Origin of the sequence: Neisseria sp. S1, from assembly GCF_048060015.1 — a bacterium.
Taxonomy (GTDB): domain Bacteria; phylum Pseudomonadota; class Gammaproteobacteria; order Burkholderiales; family Neisseriaceae; genus Neisseria; species Neisseria arctica.
Map to the genome: position 1 here is coordinate 12,457 of NZ_JBLUPI010000007.1, position 13,865 is coordinate 26,321.

Below are 13,865 nucleotides of genomic sequence, written 5' to 3' on the forward strand. Positions count from 1 at the left end.
TTTGCATGGTAACACGCGAAGATGTTACGAATTGTGGGTTTAACATAAATCGCTGAAATATAAATAATTCGGCAGGTAATATTTGGATAATATGGATAATAAAATTAAAGGTATGATGATCGCCACAGGTTTGATGCTGTTCGCATTGTTTTTTGGTGCGGGCAACTTGATTTTCCCTGCGGCAATGGGGCAGCAAGCCGGTAGTAATTTATGGTCGGCAATGTTTGGTTTTATGTTGACTGGTGTCGGCTTGCCTTTGTTGGGGGTAGCCGCAATCGGTTATTCGGGTTCGCGCGATGTACAAGAGTTGGCCTCGCGCGTCACTCCGTGGTTTGGTTTTGCTTTTGCCGTATTGCTTTATCTTTCTATCGGTCCGATGTTTGCTATTCCACGTACAGCCACAGTAGCTTATGAAATTGGTGTTGTCCCGTTTTTGGGTGAGCTGACCAAATATGGGAAGGAAATCGCTTTGGCTGTTAGTAGTGTGGTATTTTTCGCCGTTACTTATTGGCTGTCTATTTCTCCGGGTAAATTGGTTGACCGTATTGGTAAGGTTTTAACACCCGCTTTATTGTTAAGTATTGCAATTTTGGTTGGAGCCGCTATTTTTTCGCCCATGAGTGATTTACAGGCTGCGCAGGGCGGTTTTGTAGAATTACCGGTGTTGACAGGCTTTTTGGAAGGTTATAACACCATGGATGCATTGGCTTCGTTGGTGTTTGCCATTATTGTTATTGACGCAGTGAAATCAATGGGGGTTGAAAATCAAAACCAAATCATGCGCTTAACTATTGCTGCCGGTGCCTTGGCCGCTCTATGTTTGGTTTTGGTATATGCTTCGATTGCTTATATGGGGGCTACCAGTGTTGGCTTGTTAGGTTTGCTTGATAACGGTGCTCAGGTTTTAGCTTTATCAGCTCAACATTATTTTGGTGTTGGCGGGAATGTTTTGTTGGCGGTGATTGTATTCTTGGCTTGTTTGAGCACTTCTGTCGGCTTAATTACTTCTTGTTCAGAGTATTTCAACAGGGTTTTCCCTCAGGTTTCCTACAGAAACTTTGCTATTATTTTTACACTTGTCTCATGTATTTTGGCCAATAAAGGCTTGAGCGGTATTATTAGTTTCTCTATTCCGATGCTGATGTTGCTCTATCCATTAACAGTAGTGATTATTTTATTGGCATTTTTGCATAACTTTTTTGGCGGAAGCCGTATTGTTTATGCATGCACGATGTTTGCAACATTGGTAGTAGGATTGTTGGATGCATATAAAACCGCATTTGGATTTAGCGCTAAAACTTTAGAGTCTATCAATAATACGTTGCCATTTTATGATGTAGGATTGGGATGGATTTTACCTGCACTGGTAGGATTCTTATTAGGCTGTATGTTGAATGTAGCTTTAAAGAAAAAAAGATCTTAAATTAAAGGCCGTCTGAAATTGAGTTTCAGACGGCCTTTTAAAGTAAGAATGATGATTGGAAGAAATCTAATAATTAAAACTTACTACTTAAAAAATAATAAAATCCTGGCCTGCGAACATAGATATTTTATTGCTAATGCGGAGAGTAAAAATTTAATTCAAATAACAGACTAAGAAGAGAAACACAAATTATTGCAGCGGTATGGCACTATGTGCCATACCGCTGCAATATTAATGGTATTTTTTAATTTGTAATTGATATCTTGACCGTATATGGCTGTAGATTATTATTTTTTCTGGCTCCATTTCGGGTTTGTAAAACACGTACTTCATAAGGCCCGGTAAAAGGGAGAATCTGATCAGAGGTTGCTAATAATTCATCACTTTTATTCTGACCTAAATAGCGTACTGAAACATCGATGTTCGGATTACTGTTATTCCAATTAATATTTAAGGTTTGCCCTTTTTTTGCATAAAAGCGGTAGCTGTCAAAATCATAACCTTTAATTTTCCCTTTATAAGTAGCGGAGGAGGTGCCGGGTTTAAATTGTACATTTACCGTTTTAACAGGCTTATCGCTGTTTGCAATAGCTGCTAACGGTGTTACGGCTAACATTATAGATAGGGATAATGTTGAGATTGAACGAATAAGCATGGTTTAAATCCTTATTTGATAAAGCGTTTTAGAAATGATGGGGTAGTAATATAAAGAATAAAATTGAACAAATATTGTAGAAGAAATTTATACATTAAGACATATTTAAATTTATTTGGAATATCATACGAAAATATTGATATGCGAGCAATAGGTTTTCATATCATGAGGTAAGTGCAAGCAACCTATAAATTGTGTTTGGCTAACTGGCCTATATCGTTCACAATAAATAACAAAAATAATGGCTCTACAGGTAGAGTATTTATCCAGATAAATTAATGTTTATCATGGCTTTTCAGCTGGTTGTCGCTTCGTTGTGCCGTTTTGCTGTATTCATTGCATTATGGCTCGGCGTTCTGTCATATATAGTCAGTTCGGTTGGTTATAGGTAGTACGTATCTTGTTTTCTTGAACTTTGGCAAGTTACAAATCATATTGTGCCAGGGTTAAAACCTTGCTCACTCAAAAAGCTACTGGCAAGACTTATGAGGCTTTGGGGTATAGTAATAGCAACTTGTAATCCATGCCAGTGATGATTTTTCTTATGGGATTGCTACTAATATAGTTGCTGGTATTTTTGCTGGGAGCAGGGGGGGGAGCTGATTAAACCGTGTAGTTTTTGCAACAACCGACTATTCAATCAGACAAGAGTACTTTATGCGGCTTTGGCCATTTCATTTTTTGTCAGCACACATAGTATTTCCTTGCCGTCGATTTCTTTTCACATGAACCGCCCCTAATAAATACATAATCAAATAACACACCATTTCTGTTGTGTTGATCCACGTTGACCATCGACAAACGGCAGTAAAACTCCGGTACTCTGTACACGGCAAGGCGGACATATGTTTGGTTATGAGGTTGGATAAATACTACTTTAATACCTAGACAGGTTTATGATTTGTAAATTCCGACATGACCGCATATGCAAAATAGCCTCTGTTGGTTACCTGATGTTTCGGTAATAGGAATTAAACCTTGTACAGCAATTTGATTCAGCAGGTTCTCAATGACTGCCAAATTGGTTTTATTCAACGGTATATTGCTTATAAGTGCCAGTATGTTCTGTGCGTAGTGCAATAGCTTTTTCCGCCTTATGGGCTTTCAGCGGTATAGATTGACGGTGCACCATGAGGGATAATTGTCTGAAGGTGTTAAACCTGTACAGTGCTTCTTGCAGTTTTGGCTTGCTCTTAGATGTGGTAAAAGCTTTCCCTGCGAGGAGAATAGTATTTTGGTGGCCTCATCTTCCTCAAGTGATACGGCAGGGGTATTTACCAATTGAAAGCAATCTTTCTTTTTACCAATATGGTATTTAGCCGCTACAATTTACTGCCTGCGAGATAATAACCAAGTATGGGGGCTTAAATGCCGTCTGAAACTTGTAGGCTTTAGTGTTTTAAATTTGAGGTTACTTAGCAGCATTTCGGGGGGTGTTTCCAAGGATATTTATAGAGCATTCCTAAAATATACCCCTCTTTTAAGTTGATTTAGCAGAATTACTTTATGCTTTAGATGTTATTGGATATAAAATCAGTGGCAGGAGAATAGGTGAACCGGCTGAAAGCCTTGCTCTGATTGAATCTTGTGGGTGTTATCGGACGATATAAGGCGTAAAAAAAGCAACCTAAAAAGGCTGCTGTTTTTGAGTGTGGTGCCCGGAGCCGGAATCGAACCGGCACGACCTGTTTAGGGTCGACGGATTTTAAGTCCGTTGTGTCTACCTATTTCACCACCCGGGCTATACTCAAGCTTTTTATTTCTTGAATATATTTAACTGGAGGCGGGGGCGCGGATTTTAACCGGCCTAGATAAGGGTTGCATCCCTTAACGCATAAACACTCTGCCACCCCGCCATTAAGGCTTTTGTATTTGGAGGCGGAAGTCGGAATCGAACCGGCGTCCACGGCTTTGCAGGCCGCTGCATAACCACTCTGCCATTCCGCCTAAACTGCAAACAAGCCGTTTTGTGGTTTAAACGGCTTGGTTTATATTTGGAGCGGGAAACGAGTCTCGAACTCGCGACCTCAACCTTGGCAAGGTTACGCTCTACCAACTGAGCTATTCCCGCGTGGGTATGTCAAAATTAATTTTGGAGCGGGAAACGAGTCTCGAACTCGCGACCTCAACCTTGGCAAGGTTGCGCTCTACCAACTGAGCTATTCCCGCGTGGGTATGTCAAAATTAATTTTGGAGCGGGAAACGAGTCTCGAACTCGCGACCTCAACCTTGGCAAGGTTGCGCTCTACCAACTGAGCTATTCCCGCTTTGTTCTCTAGTGAAGAGAGAAAGCTATTATAGTGTCTAAAAAATAAATGTCAAGCATTTAGGAAAAATTATTGTTGGAACTCTTTCCAAGCCATTTTAAGATAATAGAACATAGACCAAATGGTTAATATTGATGCAATCAACATCAGCATATTGCCGATATATATTAAGTCAAAACCGTAAAAATTTCTTAGGCCGACGAGTAAACATAAAATGGCTGCCATTTGTGCTGCAGTTTTAAATTTACCTATGGTGGCTACAGCAACACTGCCACGCTTACCCATTTGAGCCATCCATTCGCGTAAAGCGGAAATGGTAATTTCACGGCCAATGATAATCATGGCAAATATGGCGTATGTGCGCCCCAAGCTGACAAGTAGGATCAATGCAACGGCAACCATCAGTTTGTCGGCTACAGGATCCAAAAAGGCCCCGAAATCGGATGTTTGCTTCCAGCGGCGGGCTAAGAATCCGTCAAACCAATCGGTTATCGCTGCGGCAGCAAAGATAAATGCAGCTAGCCAATTGACGGTGATATGGTCGTTTAGCCACTCTTTGGGTAAGAAAAATAAGATAGTAAATACCGGAATGAGCAGGACGCGCATCCAAGTGAGGAAAATCGGGATGTTCCACGGCATGGTTTCGGCAAGACTCTCTTTTTTGAAGTTATCAGGAGGGCTAAAATATGGCCTATTATAGCGAATTTATGATGATGCTTGTGGATTTCTGGCAGATTCGGATCTCCGGTCATCATTAAGTTTTTATGTTTATTGCAGGTCCTGATGGCCAGTCGGAGCATTTTATTCTAACTTTTCTTCTTAGCGGACAGAAAACCTTCTCGGAATGAGGTATGTCGTGTTTGAGAAGGCTTTCGGATGCTGTATCATTTTATGGTTCGCGATGAACAGGTAATGCGCCAAAGCTTTGGGCAACAGGCATGATTTCTATACTGTTTACGTTCATGTGCGCTGGACTGCGATATAACCATAATACGGTGTCTGCAATATCTTCGGGACGAATGAATTGTACTTTTTCGTATAATTGGGCCGCTTTTTCATGATCGCCTTTGAAGCGTACATTGGAAAATTCGGTTCCTCCGCATAATCCCGGTTCTATATTGCTAACGCGTATACCGGTTCCTGCTAAGTCGGCACGTAAGTTTAAGCTAAATTGTCTTACATATGCCTTGGTTGCACCGTATACATTACCTCCGGGATAGGGATAGGTGCCGGCGATCGAACCGATATTGATAATGTAACCACTATTACGGGCTACCATTTGAGGTAGTATTTGCCGGGTTAGATAAGTGAGTCCGATGATATTGGTTTGGATCATGGTTTCCCAGTCTTCAAAATCTGCTTTATATGCAGGATCCAAGCCCAGTGCCAAACCTGCGTTATTGATGAGGCAGTCTATTTGTTGGAAGGGCTCAGGTAGTCTTTCTAATGCGTTACGAATACTTTCTTTGTTGGATACATCCATCTCCAGAGCCGTAAATTTAGAGCCTAATATGTCTTGTAGTTCCTGCAGCTTATCTATGCGTCTGGCTGCTCCGATTACTTGAAATCCTGCTTTTATAAAGCTATGGCACATTGCTAAGCCAAATCCGGCGGAAGCGCCGGTTATTAAAATAGCCATTATCTCTCCTTGGAAAACAGTTATTTGATAGTGTGTGCTTACTAAAATAAAAGCATTATAAGGTTTGAAGAGGTCGGAAACCAGTAAATATAAAATGAATCAAATGGCTATCTGTAAAGAAAGGTGTATAAATGATTTATGGCCAATAGTTATGCGGTGGCTTGTGGGAACTGTATTTTGCTTGCTGCTCCTAATGCTTAGCAGGAGTAGTGGTGAAGAGTAAACCAGATACGGTATGAATCAGTATCCGTTTTATGTTTTTTTATGTAGGCCTTTATCCCATTTTTTATGGCCGGATGCTTTTTATTGACCGGTAGAAGACAGCTTTAATTTTATTTTTAAGTTTGGCTAAAGATTGATTACTTATCATTATAGAATCTAGGATCACAACCATAATCTAATTTATTAATTTTTAGGAGTATTTCTTGATGAATGCAGTTTCACCTTTTGTATTTATGTTGATTCCGGCAGTGATATCGGTAATAGGCGGTGTTGTTGCCTTACTTTGGAATCCTTCCCCTCAGGCTAGGAGCATGATACAGCACTTTGCGGCCGGCGTAATTCTGGCGGCATTAGCCACTGAGTTACTGCCGGAAATTGCACGCGAACATGCAAAGCCTTCTATATTGATTATTTCTTTTGCATTGGGTAGTTTTTTTATGTTTGGTATGAAGCTGTTGACCGATTATTTAGAGAAAAAAGAATTATCAAAGCAGCGGGAGGGGGAGCCTAAAGGATTGGCTTTGGGAATGTTGGTTGCGACGTTTATTGATATTGCCGTTGATGGCTTGATTATTGGTGCGGGTTTTGCCAGTAATACTGAAACAGGTATGATATTGGCCTTGGGTTTATCGGTAGAAATGTTGTTTTTAGGGTTAGCTTTAGTATCGGATAGATTGAAAGGCTGGAAAATTGTAGCGGTTACTGCGGTGTTAGGTATTGAAATTCTGGCTTTTGCTTATTTGGGCAACTTGCTCCTCAGTAATGCTTCGACTATGGTTATATCGGCTGTTCTCGCTTGCAGTGCTGCCGCGCTCTTGTATTTGGTTACAGAGGAATTATTGATAGAGGCACATGAAACAGAAGAAAAAAATTACTATACCTTGGTGCTATTTGCCGGCTTTTTGGCATTTTGGAGCATTCAAATGTTGGGTGTAAAGTAACTTATTGAAATATTTGTAATATAATAATTTTTTGAATATTATGAATGAGAAATTCCATATGATTTTTTGATTTAATTATTGGTATATTCCGTTTTTCGTAAAGTAGTTATAAAAATCGAAAGATGGATATGTAGCCGACCAACTATTTTTATCGAGCATGAACCTAAATATGTGATGTATGTTCTCTTGAAAATGTTGCTCGGCTTTATTTTTTGTGGATATGGTTATATTTCTTAAGCCTGTAAATCGGCTGTACGACATTTTTTCTTAAGTAAATCATTGACAGAAAAACCATGTTCGCCCATTATCCTTTCAAAGTGAACTTTACTTGTGGAAAGGAAAAAATGATGAAAATGAAAACAGCTTTGGTACTCTTGAACTCGACGTTAGTTTTTGCGTTAACTGCTTGCGGTAGTGGCGGTACATCCGGCGAACCTGCAAAAGGGCCAATTTCAGAGGCCCGCACTACAGCTTTTAAAGCGATGATGCCGAATTTCAGCAGTATGGGCAAAATGGTAAAAGGCGAAGAGCCTTATGATGTGGAAAAGTTTAAAACTGCCGCTGCTGCGTTTGCAGAAGATAGTAAAAAGCCTTTTGAACATTTTCAAAAAGATGAGCAAGGTGATGGCGACTTATTACCGGTTACTTGGGAAAAACCGGACGAATTTAATGCCCAAAAAGAAAAATTTGCCGCTGCGGTTGCTGAGTTGAACGCTCAGGCTCAAACAGGTAACTTGGAGGCTATTAAAGTTGCTTATGGTAATGTTGGAGCAAGTTGTAAATCTTGTCACGATACATTCCGCCGTCCTAAATAAGTTGTTTAGCCATAAATATAAAAGGCCGTCTGAAATGTTTCAGACGGCCTTTTATATTTATGGCTAAACTCGGTTAATAACTTTCGATTTAATATATTTAATTAAAGGTTGAAAATGCTTTGATACAGGTTGGTTATTTTATGAGCATAGGTTTTGTTCTGGACCGAATAGTTCGTACGGTATTTTCTCCTGCTCTTAGGGAAAGGGTTTGTAGTTTAATATCACTTATATATGTATCTTTACTACAAATTTGCATATGGTTTAGAGGATGAACTATATGGTGATGAGATTCTGCATCATACTGGCTTGTATATGTTAAAAAGAGAGGGGGGTTATGATTTTTATTATGCGCCTTTTCCTTTGTATTGATTCTTAAGATAAAAAAATGCACACATTCTTTTGGAATGTGTGCCAAGTCTACAAAGGAGAAATAGAGGAGAAACTATTAACTGGTAAGTTTAAACCAATCAATGTTGAAATTATGCCAAAAATTTGTAAGTGCCGTCAATCATTTGTTTATTTTATTACGTTATCTGTGTGATGGTGTTGTTATTTTGTAGTTAAATTTCATGGATAAAAAATACGCGCATCAAAAAGGATGCGCGCCAAGTCTACAAAGGAGAAATAGAGGAGAAAGTTAAGCTGCGCTAAGCAACTTAACGGGTGTTATTGTCCCTGTTTTGTCGTGGTTAGTCAATTAAATTTTGCGATTTCCATCATAAAAAAAGCAAAATCGCAACATAACGCACATTTGTAAACTTATTTTTGTTCGTTTTTTTTCACTTTGACGGAATGTCAAATCAGTGGCCTAAGGGCATCAGGGTTATTGTTTAGGCGGGTTTATCCTGAGAATTTGTATTTTTATAAGAATACGATAGGGTACGGAAATACTCGGGTGGTATGAAAGTTAGTGTCTGTACATTACCCCTTATCCGATAAGATTCGCTGTAAATTAGCTGTTGCCTAGGAGTTTGATTAAGTCGTTAGCACTTTCTGTGCGCTCGCGATGGCTTTGTTCAGGTTGGTGGGTATTGAGAGACGACCACTTACTTTGGCTGCGTGCCTTATTTAAAGCTGTGGGTAATTTCGAAGCCTGCCAAGGTGCTTTGCCGCTTTGCATTCGGATTTGTGTCTGCGCCGCATGGCCGCGGCTTTGCAGCGCCGTGAGTAAATCTAATGCCCGGGCAGCCAGTAGGGTGATAGTTTCTGGATCGATATGTAAAGTTTGTTTGCCGGAAAGTTTGTCGGAAATGGTTTGCATATTTGGTAGAACTCCACCTAAAACACTGCCGATGGCGGTTCCTAATCCGAGTGAGCCGCCGAGGGTAACCATATCTACGCCTAGGCCGATGAGTGCCCCCGTAGCGGCTCCGGTAGTGGTGCGTATACCGTATTCTTTTAAAAGTTCGCTATCGAACGGGTCTTGGCGGAACTCTTTCAACATCCATTCGCCGGTGTCGATTTCACTGTGATAAAAGCGGTAGTTGTGAAAAAGCTGTTGTTGTAGCTTGCGTTCGAGTTGTCGGACGGCCGCCTGCATAGTTTGTAGAACAGGCTGCGGGTTGTCGTCTTCATTGATTTCTTGCTTGTATGCTGCAACGTCAAGTAGGAAGTGGGCTATATCACGTTTGGATTCGATATCAAGCTGCTGCCATTCCCGGCGGCGCATGGCGATAAGCCGGTCAAGTACTCCGCGATCGGGTAGCATGGTGGCAAGGTTGTCCCATAAACGAATTTCTCCTTCAAAATCAAAAGCTACAGTATCGAATCCGCTGTATACGTGTAGGTTTCGGCGGGCAAGCATTGTCGTCCAGTCGGTTAGGTCTTGTTCTGCGATAAAGTTGAAAACAGGCATCACTGGTTTTGCACACCAAGACAATACGGTGAGCTCGTCTTTGTATTTGTTTAAAACAGGTTCGCGAGCGTCTACAACATATAAAGCCATATCGCTTTGCAGCAGTTGGCGCAATACTTTGGCTTCTTGATTGAAATCTCCTGTGGCAGCGGGGCTTTCGAGAAATTGTTGCAACCGTTCGATGCCGTCTGAACGTGGTGATGTGTTTTCCTCCAGCCAGTCTAATACGCCGCCCGCATCTTCTAATCCGGGTGTGTCATAAAGATAAACCAAGGTTTCGCTACCGTTATTGATTGCGGCCTTTTCGACATGGCGGGTGGTGGCGGCCGCATTTTTTACCTCTCCGAAATTGCTATCGCGCAGAAGTGTTCGCAAAAGTGAGGTTTTACCGGTATTGGTATGGCCTACTACGGCAAGTGATAGGGGCTTCATATGGTTTATCCTAATCGTTTTGAAACAGCTTTTAGGCCGTCTGAAAACCGTATTCAATATTATGAAAATTGAGAAATATCATTTTATTTTTCAATAGTCGGCTGGGTACGGCTTTGCTGACTGATGCGCGGCGGATCAAGCCATGCAAGCTGGCGTTCGGCTAAAGCCGTATGCCATTGCTCCATATAATTTTGAAGGCCGTCTGAAGGATGGCTGTCAGCTTCTGCCAACAGTTGCACAATTACGCCTCCTTGGGCTGCTTCGGCTAGAGTAAGCAATTGACGCAGAATACCGCGGTCAGGTACTTGGCGCGTACGTACGCCTACTAAAAGTTGTACAGGCTGTTGAGATAATTCTTGTTTTAAGGCTGCTACGGCGTCGCGGCTGTCTGCTATTCCTTTATCTAACCAATGCATACCGAGTATATGGCGGTGCCATGTTGGGTCGGACCATGGACTTTCAAGCATGATGGCCCATTTTGGGGTGTCCTCGTCCAAGCGGATTTTGGGCTGGACGGATTTCACGGTTTCGGTGTGGATGTCGGCATCTACTATTTTGGTTTGCCAAAGTTGTAGAATTTGTTGGTAATACGGTTTCTCGATAGGTAGCGGGCTTTGCACGCTTTTGGCCAGCCATTTGCATATCAACCAAGCAGCAGCCCGCGGCAGCCAGCCGTAACAGATGATGCTGCCGATGAGCAATCCGCCCCATTGTCGGGCGGTTGTGGTATCGCCACTCATTCGGCTTGCCAAAACGGCTTGGGTATCGGGGGTTGGAAAGCCTAGTTTGGCAGGGAGCCACGCCAAAATCTGTACGATACTGGCAAATGCTCCGTCGCTCAGTAAAGTGCTTTCCCAGTTGAAGGTATATTGCCGCACCATCAGTAATAAAATGACCGCGGCAAGCATCCCGCTCAAAGCGGCTAACCAAAGTCGATGGCTGATCAGACTTATTTGCCAGCGCATGCCGGGTTTGTGCCATTCGTCACCATATAAACGTAAAATGGCTTGGTTTATAGGATCTTTGCCGCGTATCCATAAAGCAGGGTTGACAACAAAACCGTTAGATTTGAAGCGCGGCATCAAGGCGAACAGTAACCAAGCCAGTAGCATGAAAGTGTGTAGGCCGAGCACGCTGGCAAGGATGAAAAAGAAATTCAAGCCTGATTGTTGCATGAGGGTAAAAGTGCCGGTAAAGCCGCCGAACAGCCAAAAGAGGGTAGCGGCCAATAGTAGCCAAGAAAATGTACTTCGTACTCGGGTCAGTGCGTCCTGAAGGCGATGATCGCTATCAATCATTTCGGCGCGGCGGTTTAGCTTGGTTTCCGGACTACCTTCGGTATGGCGGAGGGTTTCGGTTATCGGCTCGGGGTCGGCAGAAAAAATATAGCCGCGCTCTTGCAACAGGCGGACGAGTTCGGTGAGCTGGCGGGACGGATTGAGCATAAGAGTAGGATGCCGTCTGAATCAAAGTGAAAAAACAATTTTAGCATAAGTGTTTTTTGCAGTAGCTGATAAAGAGGCCGTCTGAAATTTATGGATATGAAATTCAGGCGGCCTGCTTTCTTTATATGAACAGTCGCTCTTTAATGTAGGCTGTCATATATTTTTTGGGCCAATGCGGCACTAATACCTTCTACTTGAGCCAAGTCTTCTTTGCTGGCTGCCGCAACACCCCTTAGCCCGCCAAAGCGGGTTAGGAGCGCTTGGCGGCGTTTGCTGCCGATACCCGGAATGTCAGTGAGTGATGAGGTAATGCGTGCCTTATCGCGCTTTTTACGATGGCCGGTAATGGCGAAGCGGTGAGATTCGTCGCGTACGGTTTGCAGTAAGTGCAGGGCAGGGCTATTGGGCGGCAGGCGGAACGTTTCTCCGGTGAGCGGGAGGATAAGTTCTTCTAAGCCGGCTTTGCGTTCGGGGCCTTTGGCGATACCGATGATGGGGATATTAAGGCCAAGCTCCTGCCAAACGTTGAGGGCAACACCGACTTGCCCTTTACCTCCGTCGATTAAGACGGCATCAGGCCATTTGACGCTTTCTCCGTTGGCTTGTGCTTCCGCCATTTTGCCGTAATGACGGGTCAATACCTCTTGCATGGCGGCATAATCGTCGCCTGGTTTTGCGGTGGTAATGTTGTAGCGGCGGTATTGGCCGGGTTGGATTTTATGTTCGTCGTATACAACACATGATGCTGTAGTTGCTTCGCCTTGGGTGTGGCTGATATCAAAACACTCTAACCGTTGAAGATTGTCGCTGTCGGTGTTGAGGATGCGTGCCAAATCTTCGATACGTTGTTCTTGGTTGTGATGTTGTAGTTTGTGTTGGGTCATGGCTAGGCGGGCATTTTGTTCGGCCATTTTCAACCATATCCGCCGTTCGCCTATCGTTTTGGTGACGAACTGTATTTGCTTACCGTGTTCAAGAGTCAGAGCTTCTTGCACGGTGGTGGAGACGGTAAAGTTACTGATGATGATATCGGGTTTGTTTTTGCCTAAATAGTGTTGGGCGATAAAGGCCTCCGCATAGTCTTGTGCTTGTGGGTCGGGATCGTTACGGAGATCGGGGAAGAAACTTTTGTCGCCGACATGCCGTCCGCCGCGTATGCTGACCCAGTGGATACAGACCGTACCGCTTTGGATAAGCAGGGCGAGAATATCGATATCGTTGGGATTGTTGGGGTTTTTGCTGTCGATAAATTGTTGGCTTTGTACTAATCCCAAGGCTTGCAGTTGGTCGCGGAAGCGTGCCGCTTCTTCGAAATTGAGGGCAGCGGCGGCCTGTTGCATTTTGTATTGAAGGGTTTGGGTGAGTTCGCCGGTTTTACCGTTGAGAAATGTAACGGCCTCTTGTACGCTGGCTTTGTAATCTTCTTGGCTAATGTGTCCGACACAGGGGCCTGAGCAGCGGCGGATTTGATAGAGCAGGCAGGCTCGGTCCCGGTGTTCGAAAACGCTGTCTTCACAGGTGCGGAGACGGAATACTTTTTGCAGAATTTGGATGCTGTCGCGTACGGCGTAACCGTTGGGGTAGGGGCCGAAATATTGGTTTGTTTTTTTTAGCGTACCGCGGTAATAAGCCATTTGCGGGTAGTCGTGACCGCTGAGCATGAGATAAGGATAGCTTTTGTCGTCGCGAAATAAGATGTTGTATTTGGGTGAGAGGGCTTTGATGAAGTTGTTTTCCAAAATCAGAGCTTCGGCTTCACTGCGGGTAAGGGTGGTTTCCACCGAAGCAACTTGTTTGAGCATCAGTTTAATGCGCGGCGAATGGTCATTTTTTTGGAAATAGCTTGACACCCGCCTTTTCAAGTTGACGGCTTTCCCGACGTATAACACGTGTCCATCCCGGTCTAGCATGCGGTAAACGCCTGGTAGGTTGGGTAGGTTTTTAAGAAAAATATCAATATCGAAAGTTTGGCTCACGGTGTGCGACGGATAGGTTTCAGACGGCATAAATAATACATTAATTCTTGGCAGCCGTCTGAAAACGGTGGAAGCCCGGAAAATCTTTTCCGGGCTTTATTGATATTGCGATGAAGTGGTTTTTGTTGTGTATTCAAGCTAAATCGAGTTTGCAAAAATTACGGGACAAACTTTACTTAAGATTTGTCCCGCATA

General features: G+C 43.1%; 9 protein-coding genes and 5 tRNA genes. 3 read left to right on the top strand and 11 right to left on the bottom strand.

The genetic code is table 11. The features are described from left to right. Window positions 1–91: 91 nt before the first annotated feature. Window positions 92–1,423, top strand: coding sequence for a branched-chain amino acid transport system II carrier protein (gene brnQ / locus ACEPPX_RS06555; RefSeq protein WP_416623415.1), 1,332 nt, complete (start codon window positions 92–94; stop codon window positions 1,421–1,423). 244 nt (window positions 1,424–1,667) lie between these two features. On the opposite strand, the gene ACEPPX_RS06560 is transcribed toward brnQ, so the two are convergent. The 8 genes from ACEPPX_RS06560 to ACEPPX_RS06595 all read right to left on the bottom strand — a co-directional run bounded on the left by ACEPPX_RS06560 (window position 1,668) and on the right by ACEPPX_RS06595 (window position 5,984). Further along, window positions 1,668–2,078, bottom strand: a complete 411-nt coding sequence (locus ACEPPX_RS06560) for a hypothetical protein (protein ID WP_416623416.1) — start codon at window positions 2,076–2,078, stop codon at window positions 1,668–1,670. Between the two features lie 1,652 nt (window positions 2,079–3,730). After that, window positions 3,731–3,820: transfer RNA gene (locus tag ACEPPX_RS06565), tRNA-Leu, on the bottom strand. A 131-nt stretch (window positions 3,821–3,951) separates the two neighbouring features. Next, window positions 3,952–4,025, bottom strand: a tRNA-Cys gene (locus ACEPPX_RS06570). 48 nt (window positions 4,026–4,073) lie between these two features. Then, window positions 4,074–4,149 (bottom strand) — tRNA-Gly (locus ACEPPX_RS06575). 22 nt (window positions 4,150–4,171) lie between these two features. Further along, a tRNA-Gly gene (locus ACEPPX_RS06580) sits at window positions 4,172–4,247 on the bottom strand. A gap of 22 nt (window positions 4,248–4,269) precedes the next feature. After that, window positions 4,270–4,345 (bottom strand) — tRNA-Gly (locus ACEPPX_RS06585). Between the two features lie 69 nt (window positions 4,346–4,414). Next, complete coding sequence (gene pgsA / locus ACEPPX_RS06590; RefSeq protein WP_047760740.1) at window positions 4,415–4,984, bottom strand: CDP-diacylglycerol--glycerol-3-phosphate 3-phosphatidyltransferase; 570 nt, start codon at window positions 4,982–4,984, stop codon at window positions 4,415–4,417. Between the two features lie 250 nt (window positions 4,985–5,234). Next, complete coding sequence (locus ACEPPX_RS06595) at window positions 5,235–5,984, bottom strand: SDR family oxidoreductase (protein ID WP_416623417.1); 750 nt, start codon at window positions 5,982–5,984, stop codon at window positions 5,235–5,237. 428 nt (window positions 5,985–6,412) lie between these two features. Between ACEPPX_RS06595 and ACEPPX_RS06600 the strand changes: the two genes are divergently transcribed. Together ACEPPX_RS06600 and ACEPPX_RS06605 are read left to right on the top strand one after the other, a co-directional pair. Next, on the top strand, window positions 6,413–7,147 hold the full coding sequence (locus ACEPPX_RS06600; RefSeq protein ID WP_047760738.1) for a ZIP family metal transporter: 735 nt from the start codon (window positions 6,413–6,415) through the stop codon (window positions 7,145–7,147). 353 nt (window positions 7,148–7,500) lie between these two features. After that, on the top strand, window positions 7,501–7,962 hold the full coding sequence (locus ACEPPX_RS06605; protein ID WP_416623510.1) for a c-type cytochrome: 462 nt from the start codon (window positions 7,501–7,503) through the stop codon (window positions 7,960–7,962). A gap of 952 nt (window positions 7,963–8,914) precedes the next feature. On the opposite strand, the gene ACEPPX_RS06610 is transcribed toward ACEPPX_RS06605, so the two are convergent. From ACEPPX_RS06610 to uvrC, 3 genes are all read right to left on the bottom strand, one after another. Then, window positions 8,915–10,249 (bottom strand): DUF3482 domain-containing protein, encoded by a 1,335-nt coding sequence (locus tag ACEPPX_RS06610; RefSeq protein WP_416623418.1) that lies wholly within the window; start codon window positions 10,247–10,249, stop codon window positions 8,915–8,917. Between the two features lie 83 nt (window positions 10,250–10,332). Next, the gene (locus ACEPPX_RS06615) at window positions 10,333–11,694 is read right to left on the bottom strand and encodes a DUF2868 domain-containing protein (protein WP_416623419.1); all 1,362 of its coding nucleotides are present in this window, start codon (window positions 11,692–11,694) and stop codon (window positions 10,333–10,335) included. A gap of 140 nt (window positions 11,695–11,834) precedes the next feature. Next, window positions 11,835–13,700: an excinuclease ABC subunit UvrC gene (gene uvrC, locus ACEPPX_RS06620; RefSeq protein ID WP_416623420.1), complete on the bottom strand. Its 1,866-nt coding sequence runs from the start codon at window positions 13,698–13,700 to the stop codon at window positions 11,835–11,837. Window positions 13,701–13,865: the final 165 nt, after the last annotated feature.

What these genes read in the sequence shown, in the direction of transcription:
- brnQ (WP_416623415.1), top strand. Translation starts at nt 92, where the DNA reads ATGGATAATAAAATTAAAGGTATGATGATCGCCACAGGTTTGATGCTG.
- ACEPPX_RS06560 (WP_416623416.1), bottom strand. Translation starts at nt 2,078, where the DNA reads ATGCTTATTCGTTCAATCTCAACATTATCCCTATCTATAATGTTAGCC.
- pgsA (WP_047760740.1), bottom strand. Translation starts at nt 4,984, where the DNA reads ATGCCGTGGAACATCCCGATTTTCCTCACTTGGATGCGCGTCCTGCTC.
- ACEPPX_RS06595 (WP_416623417.1), bottom strand. Translation starts at nt 5,984, where the DNA reads ATGGCTATTTTAATAACCGGCGCTTCCGCCGGATTTGGCTTAGCAATG.
- ACEPPX_RS06600 (WP_047760738.1), top strand. Translation starts at nt 6,413, where the DNA reads ATGAATGCAGTTTCACCTTTTGTATTTATGTTGATTCCGGCAGTGATA.
- ACEPPX_RS06605 (WP_416623510.1), top strand. Translation starts at nt 7,501, where the DNA reads ATGAAAACAGCTTTGGTACTCTTGAACTCGACGTTAGTTTTTGCGTTA.
- ACEPPX_RS06610 (WP_416623418.1), bottom strand. Translation starts at nt 10,249, where the DNA reads ATGAAGCCCCTATCACTTGCCGTAGTAGGCCATACCAATACCGGTAAA.
- ACEPPX_RS06615 (WP_416623419.1), bottom strand. Translation starts at nt 11,694, where the DNA reads ATGCTCAATCCGTCCCGCCAGCTCACCGAACTCGTCCGCCTGTTGCAA.
- uvrC (WP_416623420.1), bottom strand. Translation starts at nt 13,700, where the DNA reads ATGCCGTCTGAAACCTATCCGTCGCACACCGTGAGCCAAACTTTCGAT.